This window comes from Bacillus sp. FSL K6-1033 (genome assembly GCF_038630765.1).
GTDB classification, from domain to species: domain Bacteria; phylum Bacillota; class Bacilli; order Bacillales; family Bacillaceae; genus Bacillus; species Bacillus altitudinis.
The window spans coordinates 1,620,440-1,634,616 of sequence record NZ_CP152041.1; the positions used below are offsets into that span (position 1 = coordinate 1,620,440).

The window sequence follows — 14,177 nt, forward strand, 5'->3', positions numbered from 1 at the left end:
TTGTTTTAAGGTAAAGGATCAATATTTTTATATTTTAAAAGAGAGCGGGCGATTGATAATGAAAACAATTCAAAAAACCATTCTTGATATTTTAAAAGGTGATGGCCAAGATATCGAACAAATTCCATATGAGCTTGTAGAACGTAAAGGAGTAGGGCATCCAGATACGATGTGTGACGCCATCGCAGAAAGAGCTTCTCAATATTATTCTCAATATTGCATGGAGCATTTCGGCAGAGTAGCACACCACTGGTTTGACAAAGTGATGCTTCTTGGTGGAGATGCTGATGTAACGTACGGAAAAGGAACAATGGTCAAACCTTATCAAGTTGTGTTTGCTGGAAAAGGGGCATACGCATATGGTGATGAGCCGATTCCTCTTAAAAAGATTCTTTTCGATGCAGCCAAAGATGTGTTATCAGAGGTGACGACCGGATTTGATGCTGACGAACATCTCGTCATTGACTGCCGGATTGTTGATCATCAAGGGGCAGGGCGTAAAAATTCAAGATATCGTCCGATGGTTGAAACAGATATGATCGAGATCGGGGATCCAAAGCTTGTTTCAAATGACTGTAATTTACTGCATGCTCATGCCCCGTTAAGCCGTCTTGAGAAGCTCGTTCTCTATACAGAGCGTTATGTGAATGGACCAGAATTTAAAAAGGTGAACCCAGATACCGGCTGGGATGTGAAAATATTTGGAAGCAGACGTCATGAAGATTTCAAACTCATAGTAAACATGCCTTTTCTAGCAAAAGATATTCATAGTCTTGAGGAATATTTTGCCCGTAAAAAAGAGTGTCAGGATCAAATTGCTCGCTATATTCATGAAACGTTAGGACTTACGCCTGATCTTATGCTGAACGCAACAGATCGCAATGGTCGCCCGTACTTAACAGCACTTGGTTCTGTAGCAGATACAGGCGATGTAGGTGTTGTTGGAAGAGGAAATCGATTAAATGGATTGATCACCCCAATGCGGTCTATGAGTATTGAAGCGCCGGCTGGTAAAAACCCGCTTGATCATACAGGGAAATTGTATGGAGTGCTCGCACAACGATTGGCAGATCAAATTTTTGAGACCATTCAAAAGCCAACAGAAGTGCATATCTTTACTTCAAAAGAAGCACCGCTCCACAACCCTGATGAAATTGCCGTCCGTATTGAACAGTGGGATGGAAATGAAGTGGATAGAAAGAGAATTGAAGACATTGTCATGAATGCGGTCCATTCGATGGGCGATGTGACAAAAGATTTAATTTTTAAAGGCGTGACAATGTGGTAATAAGGATGAAAGAAAAAGTCATTGATGCCGTTCATGCATGTATTCATACAAAAGAACCCATGGCAGTGACCATTCATCCATATGAAATTGAAAAACACCAACAATTGAATCAACATCATCTTCTATTGATGCTAAAGCCTGAATTAACCAGTATCCATAAAGGTGTACAGCTTGATCGAATACTAGATGAACTTTTCCTACGCTTAGATAATCATGATATAGAAATAGGAGCCGTGCGCGTTATATCATCCTTATATTTGAAAGAAAAGAAAATAATAGAAAAACAATATGGGATGCTGAACAAAATCTCTAAAAACGGTCTGAGTGAATTGTCAGATACGGCAAAAAAGATGCTGTTCTTTAAATATCCAGAGTTTAAACAGAAGGAACATTTCATATATGGAGGCCATCAATTTTTACAAAAGTACGAAGAGCTTACGCCATATGGTTTAGAGCTTCTTACACGGAACATGAAGGTGGACAAGCTAGGTGCGGGCACATACGCCATAAAGGCCGAGGTGGATGGAGAACAGATGCTTCTGCTCAATTCATTCCACCCTTGTCAAATTGAGTGGTTCACTGCACCTGCAAAGTCTATTATCGTCATGGAATGTTTTTCAAAGAAGCCTATGAGGATGTTAAGAGAAGATTTTATCGGTGCAACGGACCCTAAAGAGGCAAAAGCAGGTTCTTTTAAACACATGCTGCTGTCGGAGCAAAAACAGTTTGGTTTAACGAACGTGTGTACTCGATTTAATGGCATTCACCTGTCACCAGGACCTGTAGAAGCAATGGCGGGAATGATTCACTATTTTCGTACACCTGAAACAAGGCTGACTCCCGCACATACACTTTTTGGCCAGTTGTTAAAGAAAAATGGCTTTTCGGAGGAATCACTAGATCTGTTATGTGAAGATGTGTCCATTCATTCAAGCGAAGTACCAGTATTTGAATTAACTGAAAACCTCAATTGGGATGAATCATTAGATCTGTTAACGAAAGTGAGAAACGACATTCAAAAGCATGAACGTGTTCTGTAACAGGGGGGAACCACTTGAATAATGAAGGAGCTAGCCAGCGAATATGGATTGTTGGTCCACCTGGATCTGGAAAAACGACCCTTGCCCATCACTTGAAACAGGAATTCATGTTACCTCACTATGAGCTCGATGCCCTATTTTGGCAAGCGAACTGGAAAAAAACAGATCGGAAGTTGTTTATCGATAACGTCCATGAAGTTGTTAAACAAAAGAAATGGGTGATTGATGGTCAATATTCATCTGTTCACCATATCTTGACTGAATATGCTGATACGATCATATGGCTTGATGTGAAGAGAAGGAAGACATTCCCCCGTCTCATGAAAAGGACGTTCAAGCGGCTCATGACAAGGGAAAAACTTTGGAATGGAAATAAGGAGCGAATAGGTAATGCGCTCCAATTTTTCTCATATGCCTTTCATGTGTATCCAGAGGTGCTCCATCAAAACGAGAAGCTTTTTCATAAATTAAAAAAAGAATCACGTGTGAAATGCCTGCGCATAGACAAGCAGGAAGCAGCAGATCTGGTACTTAGGAAAATCAAAAGCCTTGAGAAAAAGGGGTGAGGACATGATGAAATCTGATGATGCTGATAATGTCCTGAAATATTGGTTTTCGGAACAGCCAATCCGCTTAACACCTTTAAACGGAAGAAGCCCTAATGAAGGCTGGCTTGTAGAGGATGCTAAAAACCGCTTTGTCTTAAAAAAATGTGCGAGAAATCATGATGCAAAGTGGCTTCAATATTTAGAAGATTTAACAGATGCTTTGCTTGATCATGGTTTCCCGATTCAACCAATGATAGAGGCAGAGAACGGTCGTAAAACCATTTTATTCAAAGAACATTTTTGGCAGTTGCGGCCCTATTTTGAAGGAAGGCCATATGAAATGGGAAATCGTTCAGATGAACAAGAAGCCATTCGGGTATTAAGACAACTTCATTCATTAAAGAACTTACCGAAAGGGCCTGTGAACCCAAACTGTGAATTGAAAAACTGGATAACTTCACCGGACGAAACACTGGATAAGACGGCAAGTGTATTAAAGAAAGTCGTTTCTTCTAAAAAGGCTGCTTCTTTGCTTAAAGTGTATGAACAGGAGCTGATGAATGTACTCACGCTGCTAAATCCTAGTCTGTATGAGGCATTACCACATGCTGTCACACATGGTGATTTTCATTCTGGCAACCTGCTCATCCGTCATAAGAAGCTCGCCATGGTTCTTGATTTTGATACAGCAGGTTATAGACCACGAATTTATGATGCAGCCATATCTGCTTTTTTGTTAACGAGAATCAAGCGGGGAACATTTCAACTAGACATTGTGAAAACGATTCAATTTTTAAAGGCATATGCCAATGACTTATCTGAAAACGAGTGGCGTTCTATATCTGGTTTTATCAGACTTTTATATATTCCGACAGGTCGGTATTTAACACTTCTGCATACTTACACACCTCACTTATTGAACTGGTATATTGATTGGTCCTTGGAAGCACTAGAATCCGCATCAAGCCAGCTGAAAGAAGAGTGGTATCTCCAAAAGGAGATGAGGATATGAAGGTTGCTGTTGTCACTGGTGGAAATAGGGGCATTGGAAAAGAAGTGTGCAGACAACTTGCGCAAGATGACATGCTTGTCATTTTAACAGCACGGCAGATTGAAAATGCTGAATTAGCTGCTTCTGATATAAATGAGCAGGTTGTGCCCTACCAGCTGGATGTGACAAACGAAGAGTCGGTTGAACGTCTGTCGGCTTTTATAAAGGATTCGTACGGAAGAGTGGATGTGCTGATTAATAATGCGGGAGTCTTTCTTGACAACATAATGGATGACGCCTTTCCATCTTTTTTAGATCTTCCTGTATCGACACTTCAAGAAACGATGAATGTCAATGTGTATGGCGCAGCCAGAATGACCAAGGCGGTTTTCCCTTACATGAAAGAGGCTGGATATGGACGAATCGTCAATGTATCTAGCGGCATGGGAAGGCTCTCCGCCATCTCCGCTTCAAACGATGTTAGGCGTGACGGAAAAAGCGGTCCTTACTACAGGATGTCAAAAGCGGCTTTGCACGTTCTGACAAAAGTCACGGCTTTAGAGGGGGCGCCATTTTCTATTCTTGCGAATGCGGTTTGTCCTGGCTGGGTACAAACGGACATGGGGACATCAGAGGCTGTTAAAACTGTACAGGAAGGTGCATCAGGAATCGTATGGGCGGCACAGCTCCCCCGAGATGGACCAACAGGGGAGCTACTAAGAGACGGTAAAAGACTTCAGTGGTAAGAGGAGGCAGCTACATGCGAGGGATGAAAGAAAAGACAGTGATTGTGACAGGCGGGGCGCAGGGGATTGGATATGCGGTCGCAGAACGAGCAGCACAAGAAGGGGCGCAAGTCGTCATTGCTGATCACCATGTAGATTACGGATTAGCAGCAGAAAAAAGGCTCAAAGAAATTGGATATGATGTGTTGTTTATAGAAGCTGATATTGCTGATGAGGCAGCCATTGTCTCAATGGTAGAAAGAACAGTCGATCATTTTGGGAAAATTGACATGCTTGTGAATTGTGCAGCCGTTTTTATCATGCGTGGCCTTGAAGCTACTGTTGAAGAATGGCGGCGCATCATGGACTTAAATATTATGGGGCAAGCCCTATGTGTTAAACACACGTCACCTTATATGGAGAAAATAGGAAAAGGATCCATTGTAAATATTGCCTCCATTTCAGGTCATATTGCCCAGCCGAAATATTTAACATACAATGCGACAAAAGCAGCCGTCGTGAATATGACGCGATGCATGGCAATGGATTTGGCGGATGCAGGTATTCGTGTGAATGCAGTGAATCCCGGTACGGTGTGGAACAAAAATAACGAACGATTTCACTTGGAAGAACTTGGGTTGACAAGAGAGCAAGCAAATCAGCACCCTGATATTGGAGGGATGCACATGTTAAAACGAACAGCTGATCCAGAAGAGATCGCATCTGCTGTCATCTTTCTTCTCTCTGATGAAGCGAGTTTTATCACAGGAGAAAATTTAATGGTTGACGGCGGCTATACTGCCATGTAGAGGAGTAAACATTTTGATGAAATTTGATCTGCACACACATCATCAGCGCTGTGGTCATGCGGAGGGAAACATCAGAGAATATATCGATGAGGCTGTTAAACTAGGTCTAGAATGTATCGGAATATCGGATCACTCCCCGTTTTTTGGTGAAGAGGCTGATCATTTTAAACCATGGGTAGCGATGGCGAAGAGTGAATTTCAATCATATGTAGAGGAAGTCCTGCAATTGAAAAAGGAATATGAGGGGAAAATTCACGTGCTATTAGGTGTTGAATCTGACTATTTTCCAGAACACGAAGCCCTCTACCGAGACGTGTATCGACATTATCCATTTGATTATATCATTGGCTCGGTTCATGTCAGTAATGGATACGATCTATTCAACCGGAAACGCTGGGAACGAATCACAGAGCAACAAGCCATCATTGAAAAAGAGACGTATTACCAGTTGATTAAGATGTCTGCTGAGAGTCAAATGTTCGACGTTTTAGGGCATATTGACGCCTTAAAAGGTTTTTATCCAGAAATTGCTCATCTCAAAACAGAAGCTGTCGATGATGCACTAAAAGTCATTGCGGAGAGTGGTTCTGTGATTGAAGTGAATACCTCTGGCAAAACAAAAGACTGCGGAGGCTGGTATCCATCAATGGATCTATTAGAGCGAGCCAAATTTTATGGTGTGGATGTCACGTTTGGCTCAGATGCTCATCAGCCCGCCCGCGTGGCAGATGATTGGCTGAAAGTGAAACAAACGCTAAAGGAATTAGGTTACCAGGAATGGTGTATTTTTCAATCTCGTCAAAAGCGAAAATTGGCTCTATAAATTCATAAAAAAGGGGTTATGAAAATGACAAAAGTTCGTGTAGCAATTGCAGGAGTAGGATCATGTGCGTCAAGTATCGTTCAATTTGTTGAGTTGGCTAAGGAAAAGAAGGATACGCTCTCTGGTGTTATGCATGACGTCATTGGAGGCTATCAGTTATCTGATGTCGAATTTGTTGCCGCTTTTGAAGTAGATCAAAATAAAGTCGGAAAAGACTTATCAGAGGCCATTTTAACTAAACCAACAGCTGCAGTGAAACATATCGATGTTCCGTTTTTCCAAGTAACCGTCGAAGCAGGTCCTTTATGTGATGGACTTGAAGGAGATTTGTCCAACTGCATTCAACCACATGAACATTCACTGAACATGAAAACACATGATGTGACGCAAAGGTTAAAAGATGTTCAGGCAGATGTACTCGTCTGCTTCTTACCAACAGGTTCGTTTGAAGCAGTTCGTGTGTACGCAGAGGCGTGTGCACACGCTCAAACAGCCTTTATTAATGCGACACCTGAACCGGTGGCAAATGATCCTGAGTTTGTCAAAATGTTTGAAGAGTCGGAGACCCCGCTCCTTGGAGACGATTTAAGAAGTCACTTAGGTGCAACCACACTGCATACAGCCTTAATTGAACTATTAAAATCCCGCGGGATTGATATCACCAATACGTACCAACTAAATGTTGGAGGCAATACGGACTTTTTAAACCTAGCCAACCCTATGAGATCAACGAGTAAGCAAAAATCGAAGAGAAAAGCATTGTTCGCTTCAGGGATTGATGCCAGTGAAGTGGCAGCAGGTCCAAATGGTTATGTCAGCTACTTAGGGGATCATAAGGTCTGCTTCCTGCGATTAGAAGGGAATTCGGTTTTAGATTCTGACATTTCACTTGAAATTCGTTTACAAGTAGAAGATAGTCCGAATTCAGCTGGTGTCATTGCGAATGCGATGCGTGTTGCAAAAGCAGCTAAAGATATGAATCATAGCGGTGTCATACATGACGTCTGCCCATTCTTATTTAAGAGTCCACCAATTGGACAAGTTGATTCAGAATCATTGCGTTTGTTCAATGAATATGTGGCAAATGCTGAGCTGAAAAAGGTGTAACCAGTGGAAGCGGAACTCAATCTTCGCAAGATAAAATTTGCCGCTTTTGACTTGGATGGAACATTAATTGATGACAGAGGCGAGCTTATTGGTGATGTCCATGGCGCAGTGAACATGCTGCGCCAAAGAGGCATTATACCCATTATTGTGACAGGAAGAACCTATGATTCTTTCTTCTCACTGGATTTAGATCGATCTCTACTCGCCTTATTTCATCATGATGTTTTGTTGAATGATGGGAATGTCATTTGTCATCATGAAAAGAAAACATTTGAGGTGAAGCAGTATGTAGATGCAGCTTTATGCCAACAGATCATCACATCACTTGATGGAAAAGCTGAATTTGTCATGGAATCTCATGGAAAGCACGTGGCATCAAGTAAAAGCGCTAAGTTGAAATACTGCATGCTATACACCTTTCCACGAGAAAAAATAGAGGTTGGTCACAAGAAAGAATTCAACTTTGAGCGTGTCACAAAACTATTTATTTTACCAAAAGAAAAAGTGGATCTTGCTCAACAATTAAAAAATTGTCATTGCGACGTAGCAGATGCCCAGTTTTTAAATGCTCAAGTCATATCTCCAAAAGGGATTTGTAAGGCAGACATGCTTGAGCACTATTTATTCGATTGTTTTGGAGAAAGAGATTTAGATCGTGTGATTGCCTTTGGAAATGGTCATAATGACAGGCTGATGCTGAAGAAGGCCAAGTGGGGGCTAGCCGTTCAAGATAGTCATCCGTCGGCGATTGAGTTAAGTGATGTTCATTTACAGGAGCCTATTTCTGATTATCTATTTAAAGTTTTACAATCATTTGAAACGCCGCACGTTATCAATGAAAAGGGAGGTATTTAGTTGAGGACCCTTCAACTGCCTTTACCAGAAGCATTAGAAGATACAATGATATCGGATTTTATGGAAAGAGTTTCATTTCTATCTGCTCATATTGTGCACGTGGCTCTTAACGAAGAGGAATCTATGATTGAAGTAACCGTAGATAAAATGGGAGACAAAGAAGCAATATCAACTGCGTTTTCGAATCTATCGTCAAATATCGCACAGCTGCGGAGATTTCGTGAAAAAGAAATAAAATCAAATATTCATTTATCTAGTGAGCCTATTCATTCGAAACTAAGCGAGGAAGATCAGAAAAGAACCTTCTATGATGAGGTTGAATTGGAACTTTCAAACTACTTTGATCAATTATTTTTAAATATAGGGATTTCGCTTGGAGCGAAAATAAGGCGATACCCTTCGACGATCAGTAAAGATTTAATGGAAAAATGTAAGTATCATACGAATTTTCCGCAAAATATTTATTCTGTTTTTGAGATCCCTCATGATTATCAAATCATTGATGATATTCGAGAAAAGCATCATGGTTTTCAGCCTGAACACTTCCAGCAGGCAGGCCGTTTTTTACAGCCGTGTATTTGTTATCACTGCTATGAGGAATGGGAAGGGAAGACGTATACAGACAATCAAATGATGACAGCAACGGGGCAATGTTTTAGACATGAAATCTCTTGGAAAGTGGACCCTCTCAGGAAAATAGAATTTAGTATGCGCGAAATTGTCTTTATTGGTCATCAAGAATTTATCAATGAAACGAGAAAAACACTCCTTGAAAACACATGGGAATGCTTTCATCAACTTGGTCTAAGTGGAAAGGTCACGACCGCAAATGACCCTTTTTTCTTTTATGATGATATGGATAAAGCGAATTATCAATTAATGGCTAATAGCAAATATGAATTAGTCGCTGTGACAGAAAAGAAAGACGTTTCAATCGCTTCTTTTAATGACTGCGGAGAGATGCTTTGCGAAAGGTTCCATATTAGCGGAGAAGATGGTCTGCCGCTTTATTCAGGTTGTGCGGCATTTGGGATCGATCGTTGGGTTCAAGTGTTTTTACAAACATACGGTCGAAATCGAAAGGATTGGCCGAAAGACATGCGTCATTTAAAGGAGGAGCGCTATGCTGCAAAGTAATCTGACTCAAGAAGAACATACAGCTCTCATCTTATCCAATCCTTTTTTAAAAGCCAGTCAAATTGAAGAGATGCAGGAGCTTTTGTATAAGCAGCAAGACTGGAATGTCATTCTCGGAATGCTGCATGTTCACCGGACAGCAGGAATTGCGTGGAAGAATATTAAACGTTATGCCATTCATTTAAGAAAAGAGTTTAAAGCGACTTATTTTTTAAAGTCATTAGAGATTATGTATAAGGGTCAACTAGAAACGGCTCGAGACAATATCAAGTTCAATGATCAGTTATTTCAAGCACTTGATCAAAAAGGAATTGAATATGCCATTGTAAAAGGAAGTGTGATTGGCCAGTGGGCCTACGGTGATGTTGGGCTTCGCTTATTTGGGGACAACGATCTCTTTATCTCACAAGATCAGCTGCAAGAAACTGGACACGTATTAAACGAATTAGGCTATATTCAAGGTTCTTGGAACTATGAAACGGAGACAGTCACACCTGCCAAACGCAAAGACATCCTTTACCTCATCATGAACTCACATCAAACCTACACCTATATGAAACCTACACCAGATTGCCGCTTTATTGATTGTCATAAAATTGATGTTCAGTTTTCAGTTGACCTCATGACAGGGAACCGAACGGATTCAATCGTCAAAGAAATGCTGTCTAGACGAATTCAAACGTCTGTTGACGAGCACCTTGTATGGTCTTTAAAAGAAGAGGATATGCTTCTTTTCCTATGTATTCATTTTTATAAAGAAGCGATTTATTTAAATGAAGTGGAGTCAATGAAAGACTTACTGCTTTATAAACTGCTAGATATATATGGCATGTTTATGAAGGAAGACCTACTCGATGTGGATTTGTTTGTCCGCCAGACGAAAGCGTATGGCTTTGAAAAGATGGTCTATTTTGCTTTTCATTATGTGAATGAGGTCTTTCCTCAAACGATTCCTGAACTTGTCATGGATGCACTTCAGCCTGAATCGCTTACTTATTTATCCGAAGTGCTGGATGCAAATGATGTCGTTCATACTTGGAATCAACCAATTCGCAAACGATTCTTTCATATTAATCGATCTTTAGATATTAACAAGCATTCTGTGCATAAGGAGTAGTGTCATGAAAGATCCGGCATCGCTATTTGATTTTAAGGGAAGAAATGACGTGATTTGGTATGGGAATATGAATCAAGAACAAAGCTGGGATCAAACAAGAGCTTTACCAGTCATGACAGATCATGTTCAAAATGAACTGGTTCTTCAGCAAGAACAACAACTGCTTTTGATTGCATCTAAAGAGCATCATGTCATCTTGCATCATCAGCCTGATAAAGCTTTTTTAGCCTATTTGGAAAATCAAGGTGTCCAGCTTCCGCATATGACTCAACTAGACCATGCATTTACATTAAATGGACTTATTGTACCGTATCTTTTAGATGAATCCCTTGAAAAAGAAGCATTGATTGAAAAAAGAACGATATACGGCTCAAATGCTACGCTCGTAAAGCGGTTCAATCATAAGATTTCTACTAGAAGATGGGCAGAAGAACATCTGTTTAACGTCACGTGCGGCGCTATCTGTCATCATGCTGACGAATTAAAACAGACGTATGAAAAATTAAAGGCGAAGAATTTCTCGAAAATGGTTCTGAAAATCCCTTATGGATCATCTGGGAAGGGGCTGCGTATTTTAAAAAATGACCGAGAATTTATGCAGCTGCTGACCTTTATTGAAAGAAGGAATATCGAAACGGATTTGCTCTTAGAGGGATGGCATCCGATTAAACGCTCCTTAAATGCCCAATTGCTCATTCAAGAGGAGGGGTCACACTTACTCTCCATTACAGAGCAGAAAATTAATGAGGACGGCATTTACTTAGGGACGGATTTTGCGCCTGTGTATGAATTGGACAAAAAACGTGAATACGAAGCAAGCATGCATCGAATCATAGAGCTTCTTTATGATGAAGGGTATCGTGGTGTGGTTGGTGTCGATTCAATTATTGATGAAAATGAACAGCTCATACCGATCATTGAAATAAATGCCCGGTTCACACAGGTCACTTATTTACTCCCACTGATTTGTCGTTTTTTTTCAACCTACGAATATATCGAAAGCCGCTTTAAACGATTCTCATGCCGCGCTGACCTGCCATTTGAAGATGTCTTAACGGAGGTAACAGAAGCACTCAATCCGGGAGAAGATGGCGGGTTCTTTATTTATACTTTTGGTAAGACGAGATCTGATGATATGTGGCACTATCGATTGTTTATCTTGTTTTACCATATGAAGAAGGACAAGCAGATTGATATGCTCACAATGTTTGATGAGATGGAATTTTCATTAGAAAGGAGGAGGAGATGTGCTGGAAAATGACTTTACGCTCTTAGAGAAAGCGAATCGTTATGGGACGCCGATGTATGTATACGATGGAGATGCATTGAAAGAGCACTATGAGCACATTACATCATGGCTCCATCAAACAGCTGAGGTGTTCTTTTCATTTAAGGCCAATGGAAATTTCTCGATTGCATCATTGTTACGGTCTTTTGGGGCTGGTATAGAAGTGGCTTCTGAAGGAGAGCTTTTCATGGCGATAAAAGCAGGTTATTCACCGCAGCATATCATTTTTTCTGGACCGGGTAAGCAGAAGGAAGAGATTGATACCGCTGTTCAGCATGAGATCTATTGTATTATCGCCGAATCTAAGGAAGAACTCACCTACATCGCTGAGTCTGCAAAACGTCAAGACAAGCAGGCATCAGTAGGCATTCGGATCAATCCAGAATCAATTGAGTCACGAGCCAAAATAAAAATGGGCGGAGTTCCAAGTCCATTTGGAATAGATGAATCTAAACTGAATGATGTATTTGATCTGTTTCAGAAGTATGATCATTCGCTGCTATTTAAAGGTATCCATATGTATCTGGGAACTCAAGTTCTTGATGAAACATCGCTTTTATCATCGTTTGAATACACACTCAACACAGCTGTTCGAATCAAGAATGAATATGGTCGAACATGCCAGATGGTTGATTTAGGTGGCGGTTTTGGCATTCCGTATTTTCAGCATGAAACACCGCTTCATGCTGAAAGGCTATTTCAACACGTAGCGGATTTGATTAGATCATATGAAACTGAGCTTGAATTTCCGAGGTTTATTATAGAAATGGGGAGATTTCTTTTAGCAGAATGTGGTGTTTATTTAACAACCATACAATATGTAAAAGAATCAAAAGGGCAGCCGTTTTTAATAGCAGATGGCGGGATGCATCATCATCAAGCGATGACGTTTAGAGGCAGACTGCTCCGCAATAATTACCCTATGCGGCTCATTAAACATTCCAGCAACACCGCAGACGTAGTGAAACAATCAATTGTTGGTCCGCTTTGTACACCAGAAGACTTAATTGGCAGGCAGGTGGAGCTTCCTCAAGGGGAAGTAGGGGATCTTCTTTGTATTGAGAAATCTGGTGCATATGGACTGAGCTACAGCCCTACCTTATTTTTAGGTCATTCTTCTCCGCTTGAGCTACTGTTGTTTGAGGGGAACGATTATGTTGTGCGAGATAGAGGGACACCGGAAGATCTCTTATTGAAACAAAATAGATCACTCTTTAGACAAAGGAGGGGTGAAGATGAAACTGACAGAGCTTCGACAAGAAACGATTGATCGTCTCATTCACCAATTTTCAGAAAGAGCAGGGCAGCTGGATGCCGAATCTCGGTTCCCGCATCAGAATCTAGACGAGCTGATTGATTGTGGATTACATGTCGCCAATATGCCGAAACAAGACGGAGGTCTTGGATATGGATTTGAAGAAACGATCACCTTGTTGTCACACATATCTAAAGGGTGTGCGTCAACAGGCCTCATTATGGCGATGCATTACTATTCGCTCGGCGCATTTTCTGAAGTGCTGACAAGTGAGCAGCAGGCTTCGGTATTTGATGATATTCGGCATTCAGGAGAGTTCATCGCTTCTGTCAGCGACCCGAATGTGATTTTTATTTATCAGCGAAAGCAAATGGAGGGAATTCCAACCATCACCGCCGAAAAAACAGATGGCGGATATCTTGTGAGTGGAACTAAGTTTACTGTGACAGGTGCACCGCGCATTAAATATTTGCCAATCTATTGTGAGTATGCCCCGTCGTCATGCACATCTCAATATGGAATGACGGCGCTCTTAATGACATTACCGAGTGAAGGTGCTGAGGTGGAGGAATCGTGGAATTATTCGGGAATGAGAGCATCGATGAGTCATCACATTCATTTTGATCAAGTGTTTATACCCGATCATCAGCTCATCGGGCGGGAAGGCTACGCAATAGAAGATACTGAACATTTAATCTATTGGTTTCGTTTAGCTGTTACCGCTGTTTATTACGGGATTGCAAAGGCAGCATATGAACATGCACTCGGTATGGCATATAAAAGGAATGATCGAATTTCTAAGAAAAAATCAGCCTTTTTACCAGGTCAACAATTTCGTATTGCAGATATGAAAATGAAATTAGATGTTGCACATTCTCAGCTCATGGCCTGTGCCCAGCAAGCAGATCGAGAAAAGAAACAAACTCATTACTCGAGTGAGTTGTATACGAAGACGCTGATTACTAAACACTTTGTGACGCAGGCGGCAGAAGAAATCGTGGAGCTGGCTTCTCAGGTCGAGGGTTTTTCTTCATTACAGCAAGGATCTTTGCTCGAGCGCTTAAGCCGAGATGTGAAAGCGGCAAAATTTCATCCGCCTTCAGAAGATGTATTAAAAGAAGTGATTGCGAAAAAAGAGCTGGGCATTATCCCGTTAAAAAATCGCTGGGTATGATGGCGTAAAAAAGGAGGAGA

Annotated in this window: 14 protein-coding genes; all 14 read left to right on the forward strand. The window is 41.1% G+C overall.

The features are described 5' to 3' along the window. The first annotated feature begins 58 nt into the window (after positions 1-58). From MHH31_RS08210 to MHH31_RS08275, 14 genes are read left to right on the forward strand one after another with little or no spacing between them, the layout of a single operon-like run. Complete coding sequence (locus MHH31_RS08210; RefSeq protein WP_045034279.1) at positions 59-1,288, forward strand: methionine adenosyltransferase; 1,230 nt, start codon at positions 59-61, stop codon at positions 1,286-1,288. A 5-nt stretch (positions 1,289-1,293) separates the two neighbouring features. Next, positions 1,294-2,328 (forward strand): hypothetical protein, encoded by a 1,035-nt coding sequence (locus MHH31_RS08215; protein WP_335350595.1) that lies wholly within the window; start codon positions 1,294-1,296, stop codon positions 2,326-2,328. 14 nt (positions 2,329-2,342) lie between these two features. Next, the gene (locus tag MHH31_RS08220) at positions 2,343-2,894 is read left to right on the forward strand and encodes an AAA family ATPase (protein ID WP_337902783.1); all 552 of its coding nucleotides are present in this window, start codon (positions 2,343-2,345) and stop codon (positions 2,892-2,894) included. Between the two features lie 4 nt (positions 2,895-2,898). Then, positions 2,899-3,888: a phosphotransferase gene (locus MHH31_RS08225; protein WP_212360354.1), complete on the forward strand. Its 990-nt coding sequence runs from the start codon at positions 2,899-2,901 to the stop codon at positions 3,886-3,888. Then, positions 3,885-4,613: an SDR family NAD(P)-dependent oxidoreductase gene (locus tag MHH31_RS08230; protein ID WP_274660281.1), complete on the forward strand. Its 729-nt coding sequence runs from the start codon at positions 3,885-3,887 to the stop codon at positions 4,611-4,613. The genes MHH31_RS08225 and MHH31_RS08230 overlap by 4 nt, the downstream gene beginning before the upstream one ends. 14 nt (positions 4,614-4,627) lie before the next feature. Next, positions 4,628-5,401, forward strand: a complete 774-nt coding sequence (locus MHH31_RS08235; RefSeq protein WP_058337328.1) for an SDR family oxidoreductase — start codon at positions 4,628-4,630, stop codon at positions 5,399-5,401. Positions 5,402-5,417: 16 nt separating this feature from the next. Then, the gene (locus MHH31_RS08240) at positions 5,418-6,224 is read left to right on the forward strand and encodes a histidinol-phosphatase (RefSeq protein WP_041090464.1); all 807 of its coding nucleotides are present in this window, start codon (positions 5,418-5,420) and stop codon (positions 6,222-6,224) included. Between the two features lie 24 nt (positions 6,225-6,248). Then, on the forward strand, positions 6,249-7,331 hold the full coding sequence (locus tag MHH31_RS08245; protein ID WP_342495437.1) for a myo-inositol-1-phosphate synthase: 1,083 nt from the start codon (positions 6,249-6,251) through the stop codon (positions 7,329-7,331). A 3-nt stretch (positions 7,332-7,334) separates the two neighbouring features. Continuing rightward, positions 7,335-8,186 carry an HAD hydrolase family protein gene (locus MHH31_RS08250; RefSeq protein WP_342495438.1) on the forward strand — a complete coding sequence of 284 codons (852 nt, stop codon included), beginning with the start codon at positions 7,335-7,337 and terminating at the stop codon, positions 8,184-8,186. Continuing rightward, a complete protein-coding gene (locus MHH31_RS08255; RefSeq protein ID WP_342495439.1) occupies positions 8,187-9,323 on the forward strand; it encodes an aminoacyl--tRNA ligase-related protein in 1,137 nt (378 codons plus the stop codon). Next, a complete protein-coding gene (locus MHH31_RS08260; RefSeq protein ID WP_342495440.1) occupies positions 9,310-10,440 on the forward strand; it encodes a nucleotidyltransferase family protein in 1,131 nt (376 codons plus the stop codon). The genes MHH31_RS08255 and MHH31_RS08260 overlap by 14 nt, the downstream gene beginning before the upstream one ends. A 4-nt stretch (positions 10,441-10,444) precedes the next feature. Next, on the forward strand, positions 10,445-11,701 hold the full coding sequence (locus MHH31_RS08265) for an ATP-grasp domain-containing protein (RefSeq protein ID WP_342495441.1): 1,257 nt from the start codon (positions 10,445-10,447) through the stop codon (positions 11,699-11,701). Further along, positions 11,688-12,998 (forward strand): type III PLP-dependent enzyme, encoded by a 1,311-nt coding sequence (locus tag MHH31_RS08270; protein ID WP_282833631.1) that lies wholly within the window; start codon positions 11,688-11,690, stop codon positions 12,996-12,998. The genes MHH31_RS08265 and MHH31_RS08270 overlap by 14 nt, the downstream gene beginning before the upstream one ends. Next, positions 12,964-14,157: an acyl-CoA dehydrogenase family protein gene (locus MHH31_RS08275; RefSeq protein WP_282833632.1), complete on the forward strand. Its 1,194-nt coding sequence runs from the start codon at positions 12,964-12,966 to the stop codon at positions 14,155-14,157. Before MHH31_RS08270 ends, MHH31_RS08275 begins: the two co-directional genes overlap by 35 nt. Positions 14,158-14,177: the final 20 nt, after the last annotated feature.

Coding starts and splice junctions, on each gene's coding strand:
- MHH31_RS08275 (WP_282833632.1), top strand. CDS start 12,964: ATGAAACTGACAGAGCTTCGACAAGAAACGATTGATCGTCTCATTCAC.
- MHH31_RS08260 (WP_342495440.1), top strand. CDS start 9,310: ATGCTGCAAAGTAATCTGACTCAAGAAGAACATACAGCTCTCATCTTA.
- MHH31_RS08240 (WP_041090464.1), top strand. CDS start 5,418: ATGAAATTTGATCTGCACACACATCATCAGCGCTGTGGTCATGCGGAG.
- MHH31_RS08225 (WP_212360354.1), top strand. CDS start 2,899: ATGATGAAATCTGATGATGCTGATAATGTCCTGAAATATTGGTTTTCG.
- MHH31_RS08215 (WP_335350595.1), top strand. CDS start 1,294: ATGAAAGAAAAAGTCATTGATGCCGTTCATGCATGTATTCATACAAAA.
- MHH31_RS08235 (WP_058337328.1), top strand. CDS start 4,628: ATGCGAGGGATGAAAGAAAAGACAGTGATTGTGACAGGCGGGGCGCAG.
- MHH31_RS08230 (WP_274660281.1), top strand. CDS start 3,885: ATGAAGGTTGCTGTTGTCACTGGTGGAAATAGGGGCATTGGAAAAGAA.
- MHH31_RS08265 (WP_342495441.1), top strand. CDS start 10,445: ATGAAAGATCCGGCATCGCTATTTGATTTTAAGGGAAGAAATGACGTG.
- MHH31_RS08210 (WP_045034279.1), top strand. CDS start 59: ATGAAAACAATTCAAAAAACCATTCTTGATATTTTAAAAGGTGATGGC.
- MHH31_RS08245 (WP_342495437.1), top strand. CDS start 6,249: ATGACAAAAGTTCGTGTAGCAATTGCAGGAGTAGGATCATGTGCGTCA.